Origin of the sequence: Streptomyces sp. NPDC021096 (genome assembly GCF_040641275.1) — a bacterium.
Taxonomy (GTDB): Bacteria; Actinomycetota; Actinomycetes; order Streptomycetales; family Streptomycetaceae; genus Streptomyces.
Genome location: NZ_JBFADG010000028.1, coordinates 1 through 15,123, shown reverse-complemented (window position 1 = coordinate 15,123; position 15,123 = coordinate 1). Strand labels below are relative to the sequence as shown.

The window sequence follows — 15,123 nt, the reverse complement described above, 5'->3', positions numbered from 1 at the left end:
GTTGACCGTGACAACTAGGCAAAGACCTGAGCATGGCGAGAGGGGAGGGTGCAGAGTCGGCGACCGCGTCCGCTGCATCGGCTCGCGCGGTCGAAGGGACGGCTCATGGCACTCTCCCGCTCGATCCGGTACTCCTCCATACGCCGGCGCACGACCGTGCGGCGCCGGTCCTCGAGGCACTCGACATCCGGCGGCTTCCGCCCGCGCCGGCCGGCTCGGCTCCTGGCCCTGGCCACGGCGGCCGCGTCCGTCTGGGTGACGTCCGCCGCTCCCGCGGCCTCCGCGGCTCCCGCCGCCCCTTCCATCGAATACCCCGCGCCCGGCGCGGCCGGCGCCGGCGACCCCTACTTCCCGGCCCTGGGCAACGGCGGCTTCGACGTCCGCCACTACGACCTCGACGTCCGCTACACCCCGGACACCGGCCGGCTGGACGGCCGGGCGACCGTCACCGCGCGGGCCACCAGCAGCCTGTCCACCTTCAACCTGGACCTGCAGAAGCTCAAGGTCACCTCGGTCGAGGTGAACGGCCTGCCCGCGGCCTTCACCCGGGACGGCAACGAGCTACGGATCCACCCCGTCCTCTCCCTGCCCAAGGGCCGCTCCTTCACCACCACCATCGTCTACGGCGGCGCACCCCAGCCACTGCACGGACCCATCGTCTTCGGCTCCAAGTACGGCTGGATGAAGACCAAGGACGGCGTCTTCGTGGCCTGCGAGCCCAACGGCGCCTCCACCTGGTTCCCGGCCAGCGACCACCCCGCCGACAAGGCGACCTTCGACATCCGCATCAGGGCCCCCAAGGGGCTCACCGCCGTCTCCAACGGCCGGCTGCTCGCCACCCATGAGCGGGGCGCGACCACCGTCACCCACTGGCGGGAGTCCAAGCCGATGGCGCCCTACCTCGCCACCGCCACCATCGGGAAGTTCACCGTCAAGAAGGGCACGACCCCCGGCGGCATCCCCATCTACGTCGCCACCGACCCGGCCCTGGCCCACGGCAGCCTCGACTTCTACGGCGTCACCGCCGAGGCCACCGACCACTGGGCGAAGGTCTTCGGCCCGTACCCCTTCGAGGAGACCGGGGCGATCGTCGACGACATGCCGGACGCCGAGTTCTCGCTGGAGACCCAGACCAAGCCGGTCTACTCGGCCGTACGGGACGAGTCGACCGTCGTCCACGAGCTGGCCCACCAGTGGTTCGGCGACTCCGTCTCGGTCGGGCAGTGGAAGGACATCTGGCTCAACGAGGGCTTCGCCACCTACGCCGAATGGCTGTGGGCGGAGCACAAGGGCCGCAAGAGCGCCCACCAGTCCTTCCTGGAGGCCTACAACGAGCACCCGCCCGAGGACCCCTTCTGGAAGATCAACATCGCGGACCCGCAGCGCGACACCATGTTCTCCCGCGCCATCTACTACCGCGGCGCCATGGCCCTGCAGATGCTGCGCGAGCGCATCGGCGACAAGGCCTTCTTCCGGCTGCTGCCGCTGTGGGCCAAGCTGCACCGGTACGGCAACGTCCGCACCGCGCAGTTCGTCGGCCTGGCCGAGCACGTCGCCCACCGTGACCTCGGCGACCTCTTCGGCACCTGGCTTTCCACTCCGGGGCAGCCCAAGCTGCACTAGCCGGACGAACCGGGCATGACGGCGGCCGGTCGGCGTCACCGTGCGCGACGAGTAAGAATGTCGCGTGCTCACCGACCTGTTCAGTCCCTCCGTCCAGCACTCGCTCGACCTCGCCGGGATCTTCGTCTTCGCCATCTCCGGCGCGCTGCTCGCCGTCCGCAAGAACTTCGACGTCTTCGGCATGGCGGTGCTGGCGGAGGTCACGGCGCTGGGCGGCGGGCTGATCCGGGACCTGATCATCGGAGCCGTGCCGCCCGCTGCCTTCACCGACCTGGGCTACTTCCTCACCCCGCTGGTCGCCACCCTGATCGTCTTCTTCCTCCACCCCGAGGTCGAGCGGATCACCAAGGCCGTGAACGTCTTCGACGCCGCCGGGCTCGGGCTCTTCTGCGTGGCGGGCACGGTCAAGGCCCACGCGTACGGCCTCGGCCTCACCTTCGCGGCGACCCTCGGACTGGCCACGGCCGTCGGCGGCGGCGTGCTGCGCGACGTCCTCGCCCACGAGGTGCCCTCGCTGCTGCGCTGGGACCGCGACCTGTACGCCGTGCCGGCCATGGTCGGCGCCACCATGGCCGCGCTGCTGATCCACTGGGACGCGCTCGACATCTCCACCAGCATGCTGTCCGCCGCGACCGCCTTCGTCCTGCGCCTGCTGGCGATGCGCTACAACTGGCGGGCCCCCCGCGCCTGGCACCGGCGCAGCGCGGCCACCGAGGACCCCGCCGCCGGGTAGGAGCCGAGGCGTACCGTTTCCGCTAGCGCACCGGCCGGCCCAGCCAGGCCGCCAGGGCGGTGTACGCGTCCGCCCCCTCGGGCGCCGGCCGCACCGGCTCGAACGGCACGCCCCCGCCCCGCCGCTCGGCCGGCAGGAACCGCCGCGCCCACTCCAGGACGGGCTCCGCGAGCTCCTGGTCCAGCGGCAGCGGGTGACCGAGCGCCTCGGACAGGTCCCACGTGTGCGTGACCGTCTCCAGCACCATCCCCGACGTGAGGTAGGCCCGGCCCGGGAGCTTCCCCCACGGCAGGTCCACCACCCGCTCCAGCGTCGCGTCGTCCGCCCACCCGGCCGCCAGGCGCGCCCGCGCCTCCTCGTACGCGCGCCCCCAGCCGTCGTCCGCGATGTCCGTCGGCGGCCGCCCCCACACCACGTCGCCGCTCTCGCCGATCGCCGCCCCGTCGTGCGCTCCCAGCACGAGGTGCGCGAGCAGGGCACGGACGTCGAACTCCGTACACGGCGTGGGGTCGCCGAGCCGGTCCGCCGGCATGGCGTGGATCAGCGCCGACAGCTGGGCGGTGGCCCGGTCGAGGAGGGGGCGGGGGTCGAAGGCGGTGGTGTCGGTGGCGTTCATGCTGCTCCCTGTCCGAGGCGGTCGAATCCGGCCGGGGCGACCCGGCCAGGACAGAGCCTCCGCGCATAAGCTGACACCTGCCGTCATGTTTTCCCGCGATCTTGAACGCGTGCCGGACGGCATGCTGGACGGCGTGAAATCCGATCGCCTGCTGTCGATACTCCTGCTGCTCCAGACCCGCACCCGGGTGCCCGCCGCGGAGCTGGCCAAGCGCCTGGAAGTCTCCGTACGCACCATCTACCGCGACGTCGAGTCGCTGTCCGCCTCCGGTGTGCCCGTCTACGCCGAGCGCGGCCGGCACGGCGGCATCGCGCTGCTCCCGGGCTTCCGCACCGACGTCACCGGCCTCACCGCCGACGAGGCGCGCGCCCTGTTCGTCCTCGCCGCCGAGGGCACCCACTCCGCTCTCGGCCTGGAGGGCGCCCTCGGCTCCGCGCTGCGCAAGGTCATGGCCGCCCTGCCCGCCCCGCACCGCCCCGCCGCCGAGGCCACCAGCCGCCGCATCCTCGTCGACCCCGTCCGCTGGATGAGCACCCCGGCCCCCGCCCCGGCCGTCGACGTGGAGGACCTGCACACCGCCGTCCTCACCGACCGCCGGCTGCGCCTGCGCTACCGGCACGGCGGCCAGAGCGAGCAGCGCACCTACACCGTCGACCCCTACGGCCTCGTCGCCAAGGCCGGCGTCTGGTACCTCGTGGCGGACCGGCGCGGCAGCCCGCGGCTGTTCCGCGCGGACCGCGTCGCCGCCCTGACCCTCACCGACGCCCCCGTCCGCCGGCGCGCGGGCGTGGAGCTGGCGGACGCCTGGGACGTGCTGCGCCGCGAGGTCGAGCAGCGGCCGGCGGAGCTGCTGGTCACCGCCCACGTCCGGCGCTCCCGCCTCGACATGTTCCTGCGCCTGGTGGGCCCCCAGCTCACCGGCCCGCCCTCCGACGGCGACCCGGCCACCGTGGAGCTCGCCCTCCCCGAGGTCCGCTCCGCGCGGCCGCTGCTGGCCTTCGGGCCGGACGTGGAGGTCCTCGCCCCGCAGGCCGTGCGCGAGGACCTGGCCGGGCTGGCCGCGGCGGTCGTGGCGCACTACGCGGGGGAGGGGGGAAGGCCCGCTACCGGCCCGGGCCCCAGCTCGTAGAATCGTGCCCACCATGGCCTACCTCGACCACGCCGCCACCACCCCGATGCTTCCGGAGGCGGTGCAGGCGATGACCGCCCAGCTCGCCCTCGCCGGAAACGCCTCCTCGCTGCACGCCGCCGGGCGGCGCGCGCGCCGCACCGTCGAGGAGGCGCGCGAGTCGCTCGCGGCCTCCCTCGGCGCGCGCCCCAGCGAAGTGGTGTTCACCGCCGGCGGCACCGAAGCCGACAATCTCGCCGTCAAGGGCCTGTTCTGGTCCCGCCGGGCCGCCGATCCGGCCCGTACGCGCGTCCTGGCCAGCCCGGTGGAGCACCACGCCGTGCTCGACGCGGTCGACTGGCTCGCCGCGCACGAGGGCGCGACGGTGGAGTACCTGCCGGTGGACTCCTACGGGCGGGTGCACCCCGACGCGCTGCGCGAGGCGATAGCGCGCGAGCCCGGTGACGTCGCGCTGGCCACGGTGATGTGGGCCAACAACGAGATCGGCACGGTCATGCCGGTCGCCGAACTGGCGGCGGTCGCGGCCGAGTTCGACGTACCGCTGCACTCGGACGCCGTGCAGGCCTTCGGCCAGCTGGACGTCGACTTCGCCGCCTCCGGGCTGGCCGCGATGACCGTCTCCGGGCACAAGATCGGCGGCCCGTACGGCGTCGGCGCGCTGCTGCTGGGCCGCCAGTACGCGCCCGTACCGCTGCTGCACGGCGGCGGCCAGGAGCGGCACGTGCGCTCCGGGACGCTCGACGTGCCGGCCATCGCCGCGTTCGCCGTCGCGGGCGCGCTGGCCGCCGAGCGGCGCGCGGACTTCGCCCGCGAGGTCGGTGCGCTGCGGGACGCGCTGATCGAGGGCGTCCGCGCGGCCGTGCCGGACGCGGTCCTCGGCGGCGACCCGGCCCCGGCGGGCCGGCTGCCCGCCAACGCCCACTTCTCCTTCCCCGGCTGCGAGGGCGACTCGCTCCTGCTGCTGCTGGACGCCCAGGGCATCGAGTGCTCCACCGGCTCCGCGTGCACGGCGGGCGTGGCCCAGCCGAGCCACGTGGTGCTGGCGACGGGGACGGATCCCGAGCTGGCGCGGGGGACGCTGCGGTTCTCTCTGGGGCACGCGTCGACGGCGGCGGACGTGTCGGCCGTGGTCGAGGCGATCGGCCCGGTGGTGGAACGGGCCCGGACGGCGGGGCTGAGCTGAGGGCCCACCGCGTGTCCTCAATCTCCCCCAGCTACCGCTGGGAGGTGCCCCCAGACGGGCTGAAATTCAGCCCGTCCGGCGATTGAGGACCGGGGTCCGGGGCGGAGCCCCGGGAAACGACGAAAGGGCGGGACCGGGGCTCCCCACTCGACCCGTACCCTGGTAGGGCTATGACTGACTTCCCTGGTGCACCTTCCGGCCCCCGCGACGGCCGTCGCCTCCGTGTCCTCGCCGCCATGTCCGGCGGCGTCGACTCCGCCGTCGCCGCGGCCCGCGCCGTGGAGGCCGGTCACGACGTGACCGGCGTGCACCTGGCGCTGTCCGCGAACCCGCAATCGTTCCGCACGGGCGCGCGCGGCTGCTGCACCATCGAGGACTCGCGCGACGCCCGCCGCGCCGCCGACGTCATCGGCATCCCCTTCTACTGCTGGGACCTCGCCGAGCGCTTCCGCGAGGACGTCGTCGAGGACTTCGTCGCCGAGTACGAGGCCGGGCGCACCCCGAACCCCTGCCTGCGCTGCAACGAGAAGATCAAGTTCGCGGCGCTGCTGGACAAGGCCCTCGCGCTGGGCTTCGACGCGGTGTGCACCGGCCACTACGCCACGGTCGTGCTCAACGAGGACGGCACGCGCGAGCTGCACCGGGCCAGTGACATGGCCAAGGACCAGTCCTACGTGCTGGGCGTGCTGGACGAGAAGCAGCTGGCGCACGCGATGTTCCCGCTGGGCGACACGCTCACCACGAAGGACGAGATCCGCGCGGAGGCGGAGCGGCGCGGCCTGGCCGTGGCGAAGAAGCCCGACAGCCACGACATCTGCTTCATCGCCGACGGCGACACCCAGGGCTTCCTGGCCAAGCGCCTCGGCAAGGCGGAGGGCGACATCGTCGACGAGTCCGGCACGAAGGTCGGCACCCACGAGGGCGCGTACGGCTTCACCATCGGCCAGCGCAAGGGCCTGCGCATCGGCCACCCCGCCCCGGACGGCAAGCCGCGCTACGTCCTGGACATCTCGCCGGTGAACAACACGGTGACGGTCGGACCGGTCGAGGCGCTCGACGTCACGGGCCTGACCGCGATCAAGCCGCGCTGGTGCGGCGTCGCGCCGCAGGGCTCCGGTACGTACACGGCGCAGCTGCGCGCGCACGGCGGCGAGACCGAGGTGACGGCGGAGCTGGCGGGCGACGAGCTGCGGGTGAGCTTCACGGAGCCGGTGCGGGGCGTGGCCCCGGGCCAGGCGATCGTGCTCTACGACGGCACGCGGGTGGTCGGCTCGGCCACCATCGCGGCGACGGAGCGGGTGCGTACCGGAGCGGCTCGCTAGGGGCTCCTGGATCCCGGCCGGCGCCGGGGCGACGACGTGCGGGCGACCCGGCTGTGGCCGGGTCGCCCGCTGTCGTTGTCCGAAGATCAGTTGCGGATCGTCCGCGTCACGTTCGGGACCTCGCAGCGGATGGTGCCCGACGTGCCCGGCTTCGGGGTGTACGGCGTGGAGACGTCGAGCGTGTCCGTCTTGCCGGGCGTCACGAACGGGATGGAGGGGTTCCGGGTGGCCAGGAGGGCGCGGTCCGGGCCGTAGAACTTCACCGTGAAGCGGTAGTCGTACTTCAGCGTGCTGCTGCTGTTGGTGGCCTGGATCTTCGCGGTGATGCCGAGGCGCTCGGTGTACTCACAGCTGAGGATCTTGATGTCACGCATGGCGCTGTTGCTGCCGCCCGTGCCGCCCGAGGTGTAGGAGCCGCCCGAGGTGGTGGAGTCGCCGGAAGTACCGGAGGTGGTGGTGCCGCCGGTCGTCGTGCTTCCGGTGGTGCCTCCGCTCGTCGTGCCGCCGCCGAACGTGCCGCCGGAGGAGTCGCCACCGGTGCTGCTGCCGCCCGAGGTGGAACCGCCCGAGGAGGAGCTGCTGCTGTGGTGGCTGGACCCGCCGCCGCAGCTCCCTCCGTGGCTGCCCCGGGCGCCGGTCAGGGCGACGGCGGCGATTCCGAATACCGCGATCGCGCGGACGTGACGAAGCTTCACGATGAGGACTCCCCGTTGAATTGGCTGAATTACGCGTGGGCTTTGACGAGCGCACGTCAGGCTAACAACGCCTTTACACGCCGCCAAATCCCCAGCTGATCCTGGCCTTTTCTGTGACACGGCCGCGACAGAACGGGTCCTGAAATGGGACGGGTGTCCTATGAAATCCGGTCATTCGGTTCAGCCGGTGCCCCGCACCACCTGGGTGACCTCGCACTTGACGCCGGCCGTCGCGGCGCCTGCCTTGGGGGTGTAGGGGGCCACGACGTCATGGGTGTCCATGCGGCCGGGGCGAACGAAGGGGAGGGAGGGGTTCTGGGTGGCGACAACGGTGCCGTCCGGGGCCGAGAACTTCACGGTGACGTTGTACGTGTACGTCATCGTCGCGCTGGCGTTGGTGGCGCTCAGCTTGGCCGTTATGCCCTGCTTATCGGTGTATGCACAGTCGGAGATCGCGACGTCCTTCGCGGCGTCGCGGCTGTCCTCCGTGACGTCGGTGGCGGCCGTGTCCGCGTCGGACGATGCGCTCCGCTTGTCCGAGCCGCTGCCGCAACCACTCGCCCCGCCGAGGGCGATGATGACGATTCCGGCTGCGGCGGCGGTACGGAGGTGGCGAAGCTTCACAGTGTCTACTTTCGACGAAATGGCTTGAAAGGGCGCTCTCATCAGCGCCGTTGATGAGCCCGCGCCACGTTAGACAACGCCTCCACCGTCTGTCATACCGGCGGTAACACCGTGACGGAGTTGCGACCCAATAGATCCCGGATAGATCCCGGACCCCTATCGGAGGTGGTGGAAAACCGCTCATAGCGTCCGGTGGTTCCGGGGGCGGCGCACAAAGGCGCCCGGCGGACGCACGGGTGATGTTCCGGACGCGTACCGTGGTTTTCATGAACATCACCGTCTTCTGTTCCGCGGCCGACCTCGACGAGCGCTACACCGCCCCGGCCCGGGAGTTCGCCGCGCTCATCGGCAAGGGCGGGCACACGCTGGTCTGGGGAGGCTCGGAGTCCGGGCTGATGAAGGTCATGGCGGACGGGGTGCAGGAGCACGGCGGACGGCTCGTGGGCGTCTCCGTGGAGTTCCTCGCCTCGAAGGCCCGCAAGAACGCCGACGAGATGGTGGTGACCGAGGACCTGGCCGCCCGCAAGGCGCAGCTGCTCGCGCTCGGTGACGCCGTCGTCGTCATGGTGGGCGGCACGGGCACCCTGGACGAGGCGACGGAGATCCTGGAGCTGAAGAAGCACGGGCTGCACAGCAAGCCGGTGGTGCTGCTGAACGCGGCCGGCTTCTACGACGGGCTCAAGCAGCAGTTCCAGCGGATGGAGGCGGAGGGCTTCCTGCCGCTTCCCCTCGCCGACCTGGTCTTCTTCGCGGAGGACGGGGTGGGGGCCATGGCCTACCTCGAGGAGTCCGCCGGGGTGCGTTAGGGCAAGCTGGAGGCATGGCAACACATCTGATCACCGGTGCCGGCTCGGGAATCGGCGAGGCGGTCGCCCAGCGGCTGCACGAGCGCGGCGACGAACTGTGGCTCGTCGCCCGCGACGCGGGCCGGGCCAAGGACCTGGCCGCCCGGTTCCCCGGTGCCCACACGCTCGTCGCCGACCTCGCGGTCCCCGACCGCCTCTCCTGGGCGCTCGGTCACCAGGCCCTGCCCGACCGCCTCGACTCCCTGCTGCACATCGCGGGCGTCTCCGACCTCGGCACGGTCGGCGAGCTGAGCACCAAGACGTGGAACCGCACGCTCGCGGTCAACCTGGTCACGCCGGCGGAGCTGACCCGCCTGCTGTTGCCGCAGCTGCGGATCTCCCGCGGGCACGTCGTCTTCGTCAACTCCGGCGCCGGCCTGAACGCACGCGCCGAGTGGAGCGCGTACGCCGCGAGCAAGCACGGACTGAAGGCGCTGGCCGACTCCCTGCGCGACGAGGAGCACACCAACGGCGTCCGGGTCACCAGCGTCTACCCCGGCCGCGTGGCCACCGCCATGCAGGCGCACGTGCAGCGGCAGGAGGGCAAGGAGTACACCCCCGAGAAGTGGATCGACCCGCAGACCATCGCGACCACGGTGCTGCTGGCCCTGGACCTGCCGCGCGACGCGGAGATCCACGACCTCTCGGTCCGCCCGGGGTACTCGGGACGCTGAGGCGGCGGGCGCGGTCTCGTACCCTTCCTGGGTGAGCGAGAACAACAGCAAGCGCAGCAGCTGGGGTGCCGGGACCGCGACCGGCGTCGGTTCGATGCCCGGCGGGGACGCGCGGGAGGCCGCGAAGACCGTCACCGGGTCGCTGGAGGCCCTGCCGTTCCTGCCCGAACTGCCCGCGCGGGGACCCGGCGCGGACATGATCGGGCGGACCGCGGGGATGCTGGTCGAGGTCTTCGCGCACGTGGAGCCCAGCGGCTGGCGCATCAGCGACCGGCCCGGCCGAGACACCCGCCGCGCCCGCTCCTGGCTGGGCGAGGACCTGGACGCCCTCGAGGAGTTCACCCAGGGCTACGAGGGCCCGCTGAAGGTCTCGGCCGTCGGCCCCTGGACCTTGGCCGCCGCCCTCGAACTGCGCGGCGGCGAGGCGGCGCTGGGCGACGCCGGCGCCTGCCGCGACCTCGCCGCCTCCCTCGCCGAGGGCCTGCGCGCCCACCTCGCGGAGGTGGGGCGCCGGGTGCCCGGCGCCCGGGTCGTCCTCCAGCTGGACGAGCCGTCCCTGCCCGCCGTGCTGCGCGGACAGGTCCGCACCGCCAGCGGCTACCGCACCTACCGGGCCATCGACCGGGCCGTGGTGGAGGGCGCGCTGCGGGAGTTCGCGGAGGTGGCACGCCGGACGCCGGGCGGGGAGCTCGTCGTGCACTCGTGCGCTCCCGGCGTGCCCTTCGCGCTGCTGCGCCGGGCCGGGGTCTCTGGCGTTTCGTTCGATTTCTCGCTCCTCACCGAGCGTGAGGACGATGCGATCGGTGAGACGGTCGAGGCGGGCACCACGCTCTTCGCGGGCGTGGTGCCGGGCGTGGACGGCCCATTGTCAGACCCTGCCGGTAGCGTCATGGGTGTCAGGACGCTGTGGCGCAGGCTGGGGCTGTCTCCGGGGACTCTCGCCGAGTCCGTGGTGGTCACCCCGTCGTGCGGACTCGCGGGCGCTTCGCCCGCATATGCCCGCACGGCCCTCGCGCACTGCGTCCGGGCGGCGAAATCACTCGCGGACAACCCTGAGTGACGGCGCTCATGGAGCAACGGGAGGACGAAACGGTGGCTGTCGAACAGCAAGGCGAAGAGCTCGAAGCGCTCGCGGCGCAGTCCGCGGTGCCCGCGAAGGCGCGGGAGAAGCACGCACTGCTGGCCGAGCAGGTCGAGGAGCACCGCTTCCGCTATTACGTGAAGGACGCTCCCGTCGTCAGCGACGCCGAGTTCGACACGCTGCTGCGCGAGCTGGAGCGGCTGGAGGAGCAGTACCCGCCGCTGCGCACCCCGGACTCGCCCACCCAGAAGGTCGCCGGGGCGTACGAGACGGAGTTCACCGAGGTCGCGCACCGCGAGCGCATGCTCTCCCTCGACAACGCCTTCGACGACGAGGAGCTGACCGCCTGGGCCGACCGCCTCGCCAAGGAGATCGGCTCGGGCACGCCGTACCGCTTCCTGTGCGAGCTGAAGGTCGACGGCCTCGCGGTCAACCTCACCTACGAGCACGGCCGCCTCACCCGCGCCGCCACCCGCGGCGACGGCCGCACGGGCGAGGACATCACGCCCAACGTCCGCACCATCTCCGAGATCCCCGACCGCCTCGAGGGCGACCGCGTCCCGGCCCTGGTCGAGGTGCGCGGCGAGGTCTACTTCCCGATGGAGAAGTTCGAGGAGCTCAACGCCCGCCTGGTGGAGGCCGGCAAGCCGCCGTTCGCCAACCCGCGCAACGCGGCGGCCGGTTCGCTGCGCCAGAAGGACCCCAAGGTCACGGCCGGCCGGCCGCTGCACATGGTCGTCCACGGCGTCGGCGCCCGTCAGGGCTTCGACATCGACTGCCAGTCCCACGCCTACGAACTGCTGCGCGAATGGGGCCTGCCCACCGCCGCGCACGCCAAGGTCGTCGACACCCTCCAGGACGTCCGCGCCTTCATCGCCCACTACGGCAACCCCGACGTGCGCCACTCGATGGAGCACGAGATCGACGGCGTGGTCGTCAAGCTCGACGAGATCCCCCTGCAGGGACGGCTCGGCTCCACCTCGCGCGCCCCCCGCTGGGCCATCGCCTGGAAGTACCCCCCGGAGGAGGTCAACACCAAGCTCGTCGACATCCGCGTCGGCGTCGGCCGCACGGGCCGGGTGACCCCCTACGCCGTCGTCGAGCCGGTCACGGTCGCCGGCTCCGAGGTCGAGTTCGCCACCCTGCACAACCAGGAGGTCGTCAAGGCCAAGGGCGTCCTCATCGGCGACACGGTCGTGCTTCGCAAGGCGGGCGACGTCATCCCCGAGATCCTGGGCCCGGTGGCCGGCCTGCGGGACGGCACGGAGCGGGAGTTCGTGATGCCCGCGGAGTGCCCCGAGTGCGGCGAGGGCCTGCGGCCCATGAAGGAGGGCGACATCGACCTCCGCTGCCCCAACGCCCGTTCCTGCCCCGCGCAGATCCGCGAGCGGCTCTTCTACCTCGCCGGCCGCCAGTGCCTCGACGTCGAGAACCTCGGCTACGTGGCCTCCACGGCGCTCACCCAGCCGCTGGAGCCCGCCGAGCCGCCCCTGCGGGACGAGGGCGACCTGTTCGGCATGACCATCGAACAACTGCTGCCCATCAAGTCCTACGTCGTGGACCCGGACTCCGGCCTGCCCAAGCGCGACCCGAAGACGGGGGAGGAGAAGGTCGTCACCTTCTTCGCCAACCAGAAGGGCGAGCCGAAGAAGAACGCCCTGTCCATGCTGGAGAACATCCAGGCGGCCAGGCAGCGTCCCCTCGCCCGCATCATCAACGGCCTGTCCATCCGTCACGTGGGCCCGGTCTCGGCCGCCGTCCTCGCCCGCGAGTTCCGCTCCATCGACCGCATCGCCGAGGCGAGCGAGGAGGAGCTGGCCGCCGTCGAGGGCGTCGGCCCGATCGTCGCCGCCGCCGTCAAGGAATGGTTCGCCGAGGACTGGCACCGCGAGATCATCGAGAAGTGGCGCGCCGCCGGCGTCCGGATGGAGGAGGAGGCCGGCAAGGACGAGGGACCGCGCCCCCTGGCCGGGCTCACCGTCGTCGTCACCGGCACCCTGACGGGCTATACGCGCGACGGCGCGAAGGAGGCGCTGCAGAACCAGGGCGCGAAGGTGACCGGGTCGGTATCGAAGAAGACGGACTTCGTGGTCGTCGGTGACAATCCCGGTTCGAAGTTCGACAAGGCGATGCAGCTGAAGGTCCCCGTCCTGGAGGAGGCCGGCTTCGTCGTACTCCTGAACGAAGGCCCCGAGGCGGCGCGCGAGGCCGCCGTGCCCCAGGAGGTCACCCCGGCGGAGTAATGGCCGCATAGTCAGTGGGCATTACCCCTACAGCGCATACCAGATGGCTGCAGAAGGCCGGATCCCATTCGGGCAACCGCTGCCGATCGCTGCCCGCCGTAGCCTTCTGCGCCCTACTGTTGAGATGTGCGCCTGCCGTGGCGCGGGCACCGCCGGCTGTGAGAGGGACGGGCATGAAACCCACCGACAGCGCCGAACCGGCATCGCCGCCGCGCCGGCTTTCCCCGCCCGCGCTGCCCACGGTCTGTGTGACCTTGGCCGCGCTGGCGTTCACCGTCGGAACGTTCAGCGCGCTGAGCACGGGCCGGGCCCTCTTCCCGGGCGGGACCGCCGGCTGGTCGCTGGCGACCCTCACCGCGCTCATCGTCGCCCATCTCGTCGCCCTCGGGAAGGACCGCTGGTGGGGCGGCACCGGATCCGGTGCCGCCCTCACCCTGGCCGTCCTGCTGCTCTACGGCTGGATCCCCTCCGCACTGATCAGCATCGCGGTCGTCACCCTGGTGGCCACCGCCCGCCGGCACCGATGGCGGCAGGCATTACTGCACGGCGCGGTCGACATCCTCGGCATCGCGGCCGCCGGACTCGCCCTCGCCGCCTGCGGCGTCACCGCCGCCGTCGAGACGCCCTGGCTGCCCGACACCTGGCGGCTCTCCGCCGCCCCCCGGATCGCCCTCGCCGCCTTCCTCTACCTCGCCGTCACCCGCGCCCTGCTGTGGTACTCCATGGCCCCGCGCGCCGCGCTGACCTCCATCGCCCGCACCGCCCTCATACGGCAGGCCCTCGTCGGCGGAGCGCTCCTGGGCATCGCCCCGCTCATCGCCGTGGTCGCCGACCACGCGCCCCTGCTGCTACCGCTGTTCGCGGTCCCCCTCATCGCGCTGGACTCCACGCTCTGGATCGCCCGCGCCCGCGCCGAGGAACAGCTGCGCGACCCCCTCACCGGGCTGCCCAACCGCCAGTGGCTGCTCGAGCGCACCTGGACCGCACTGGACGAGGCCGAGCGGGCCGGCGAGCGCGCCGCGCTCGTCCTCATCGACCTCGACCGCTTCCGGTCCGTCAACGACACCCTCGGCCACCTCGCCGGCGACCGGCTGCTCCTGCAGATAGCGGAACGGCTGCGCCTGGCCCTGCCGCGCGACGCGGAGGCCGCCCGCCTGGGCGGCGACGAGTTCGCGGTGCTGCTGCCCACCGCCGACTCCCTCACCAGCGCCCAGCGCGTGGCCCGCGCCCTGGTGGCCGACCTCGGCTCGCCCCTCGACCTCGACGGGCTCACGCTCGTCCTGGAGGCCAGCGCCGGCGTGGCGGTCTACCCCGACCACGCCCTGGACGCCGAGGGCCTCCTGCGCCGGGCCGACGTCGCCATGTACCAGGCCAAGCGCGACCGCAGCGGCGTCGAGGTCTACGAGGCCCGCCGCGACGGCAACACCCCCGACCGCCTGGGCCTGCTGGGCGACCTGCGCCGCGCCCTGGACGCCGGCGAGGTCGAGCTGCACTACCAGCCCAAGGTCGGCTTCGACGGCCACGTCGAGGGCCTGGAGGCCCTGGTGCGCTGGGTCCACCCCGAGCGCGGCCGTGTCTCCCCGGACGAGTTCATCGCCATAGCCGAGTCCTCCGGGCTCATGCCCCGCCTCACCGAGTACGTCCTGGAGACCGCCCTCGGCCAGGTCGCCAAGTGGCGCGCCATGGGCCTGGAGGTGCCGGTCGCCGTCAACGTCTCGCCGCGCGACGTCCACACCCCCGGGTTCGCCGGCTCGGTCGCCGCCCGCCTCGCCCGGCACGGCGTCCCCGCCGGGGCGCTGCAACTGGAGATAACCGAACACGTCCTGCTGGAGGACCCCCAGCGCGCGGCCGACACCCTCGCCGGCCTCACCGGGCACGGCGTGAAGATGTCCCTCGACGACTTCGGCACCGGCTACTCCTCCCTGGTCCACCTGCGCCGGCTCCCGGTCAGCGAGCTCAAGATCGACCGTTCCTTCGTCGCCCGCCTCGCGATCGACAACGAGGACGCGGAGATCGTCCGCTGCACGCTCGACCTCGCCCACTCCCTCGGCCTGCTCGTCGTCGCCGAGGGCGTCGAGGACGACGAGACCTGGGAGCGCCTGCGCGACCTGGGCTGCGACGCGGTCCAGGGCTGGCTGGTCGCCGCCGCGATGCCGCCGGACGAGACCACGGCGTGGCTCCGCCTGCGCAGCGAGTCCGGCTGGCGCCGCGAGCACGAACCGCTTGCGGCTCCCGCCGAGGAGGATGCCGACCAGCCGGTGCCATACCCCGTGCAGGACGCGCGAGGCCTTGGTGCGTGCACCGGCCCGGACGTTGGCGGCGCTGCGGACGATCACGGCGGTCATCGGCAGGGCA

At 72.5% G+C, this 15,123-nt stretch carries 13 protein-coding genes; 10 read left to right on the top strand and 3 right to left on the bottom strand.

Annotation, left to right across the window (positions count from 1 at the left end):
* Nucleotides 1-105 precede the first annotated feature (105 nt).
* Together AB0G59_RS25600 and AB0G59_RS25595 are read left to right on the top strand one after the other, a co-directional pair.
* On the top strand, nucleotides 106-1,623 hold the full coding sequence (locus AB0G59_RS25600; RefSeq protein WP_360915966.1) for a M1 family metallopeptidase: 1,518 nt from the start codon (nucleotides 106-108) through the stop codon (nucleotides 1,621-1,623).
* A gap of 64 nt (nucleotides 1,624-1,687) precedes the next feature.
* Nucleotides 1,688-2,356, top strand: a complete 669-nt coding sequence (locus AB0G59_RS25595) for a trimeric intracellular cation channel family protein (RefSeq protein WP_360915963.1) — start codon at nucleotides 1,688-1,690, stop codon at nucleotides 2,354-2,356.
* A gap of 22 nt (nucleotides 2,357-2,378) precedes the next feature.
* Here the strand turns inward: AB0G59_RS25595 and AB0G59_RS25590 are convergent, their stop codons facing one another.
* Entirely contained in the window at nucleotides 2,379-2,972 is a 594-nt protein-coding gene (locus AB0G59_RS25590; RefSeq protein ID WP_360915960.1) for a TIGR03086 family metal-binding protein, read from the bottom strand.
* A 133-nt stretch (nucleotides 2,973-3,105) separates the two neighbouring features.
* Here AB0G59_RS25590 and AB0G59_RS25585 point away from each other — a divergent pair, with 133 nt between their 5' ends.
* The 3 genes from AB0G59_RS25585 to mnmA all read left to right on the top strand — a co-directional run bounded on the left by AB0G59_RS25585 (nucleotide 3,106) and on the right by mnmA (nucleotide 6,606).
* Entirely contained in the window at nucleotides 3,106-4,101 is a 996-nt protein-coding gene (locus tag AB0G59_RS25585) for a YafY family protein (protein ID WP_360915957.1), read from the top strand.
* 13 nt (nucleotides 4,102-4,114) lie between these two features.
* Complete coding sequence (locus AB0G59_RS25580; RefSeq protein ID WP_360915955.1) at nucleotides 4,115-5,284, top strand: cysteine desulfurase family protein; 1,170 nt, start codon at nucleotides 4,115-4,117, stop codon at nucleotides 5,282-5,284.
* Nucleotides 5,285-5,454: 170 nt separating this feature from the next.
* Nucleotides 5,455-6,606: a tRNA 2-thiouridine(34) synthase MnmA gene (gene mnmA / locus AB0G59_RS25575; RefSeq protein ID WP_360915952.1), complete on the top strand. Its 1,152-nt coding sequence runs from the start codon at nucleotides 5,455-5,457 to the stop codon at nucleotides 6,604-6,606.
* A gap of 86 nt (nucleotides 6,607-6,692) precedes the next feature.
* Here mnmA and AB0G59_RS25570 read toward each other — a convergent pair whose 3' ends face one another.
* On the bottom strand, nucleotides 6,693-7,301 hold the full coding sequence (locus AB0G59_RS25570; RefSeq protein ID WP_360915949.1) for a hypothetical protein: 609 nt from the start codon (nucleotides 7,299-7,301) through the stop codon (nucleotides 6,693-6,695).
* A 180-nt stretch (nucleotides 7,302-7,481) separates the two neighbouring features.
* Nucleotides 7,482-7,925: a hypothetical protein gene (locus tag AB0G59_RS25565; protein WP_360915947.1), complete on the bottom strand. Its 444-nt coding sequence runs from the start codon at nucleotides 7,923-7,925 to the stop codon at nucleotides 7,482-7,484.
* 266 nt (nucleotides 7,926-8,191) lie between these two features.
* Between AB0G59_RS25565 and AB0G59_RS25560 the strand changes: the two genes are divergently transcribed.
* The 5 genes from AB0G59_RS25560 to AB0G59_RS25540 all read left to right on the top strand — a co-directional run.
* Complete coding sequence (locus tag AB0G59_RS25560) at nucleotides 8,192-8,731, top strand: TIGR00730 family Rossman fold protein (RefSeq protein WP_360915944.1); 540 nt, start codon at nucleotides 8,192-8,194, stop codon at nucleotides 8,729-8,731.
* A gap of 14 nt (nucleotides 8,732-8,745) precedes the next feature.
* A complete protein-coding gene (locus AB0G59_RS25555) occupies nucleotides 8,746-9,444 on the top strand; it encodes an SDR family oxidoreductase (protein WP_360915941.1) in 699 nt (232 codons plus the stop codon).
* A gap of 31 nt (nucleotides 9,445-9,475) precedes the next feature.
* Nucleotides 9,476-10,504: a methionine synthase gene (locus AB0G59_RS25550; protein WP_360915938.1), complete on the top strand. Its 1,029-nt coding sequence runs from the start codon at nucleotides 9,476-9,478 to the stop codon at nucleotides 10,502-10,504.
* 8 nt (nucleotides 10,505-10,512) lie between these two features.
* Nucleotides 10,513-12,768 (top strand): NAD-dependent DNA ligase LigA, encoded by a 2,256-nt coding sequence (gene ligA, locus AB0G59_RS25545; RefSeq protein ID WP_360915935.1) that lies wholly within the window; start codon nucleotides 10,513-10,515, stop codon nucleotides 12,766-12,768.
* A 173-nt stretch (nucleotides 12,769-12,941) separates the two neighbouring features.
* Nucleotides 12,942-15,123: bifunctional diguanylate cyclase/phosphodiesterase (locus AB0G59_RS25540; RefSeq protein ID WP_360915932.1), on the top strand; the 2,182-nt coding region annotated here is incomplete at its 3' end.

Bases quoted from the DNA above. Each gene is read 5' to 3' on its own strand.
- AB0G59_RS25590 (WP_360915960.1), bottom strand. From the start codon at position 2,972: ATGAACGCCACCGACACCACCGCCTTCGACCCCCGCCCCCTCCTCGAC.
- AB0G59_RS25600 (WP_360915966.1), top strand. From the start codon at position 106: ATGGCACTCTCCCGCTCGATCCGGTACTCCTCCATACGCCGGCGCACG.
- AB0G59_RS25560 (WP_360915944.1), top strand. From the start codon at position 8,192: ATGAACATCACCGTCTTCTGTTCCGCGGCCGACCTCGACGAGCGCTAC.
- ligA (WP_360915935.1), top strand. From the start codon at position 10,513: ATGGAGCAACGGGAGGACGAAACGGTGGCTGTCGAACAGCAAGGCGAA.
- AB0G59_RS25555 (WP_360915941.1), top strand. From the start codon at position 8,746: ATGGCAACACATCTGATCACCGGTGCCGGCTCGGGAATCGGCGAGGCG.
- AB0G59_RS25580 (WP_360915955.1), top strand. From the start codon at position 4,115: ATGGCCTACCTCGACCACGCCGCCACCACCCCGATGCTTCCGGAGGCG.
- mnmA (WP_360915952.1), top strand. From the start codon at position 5,455: ATGACTGACTTCCCTGGTGCACCTTCCGGCCCCCGCGACGGCCGTCGC.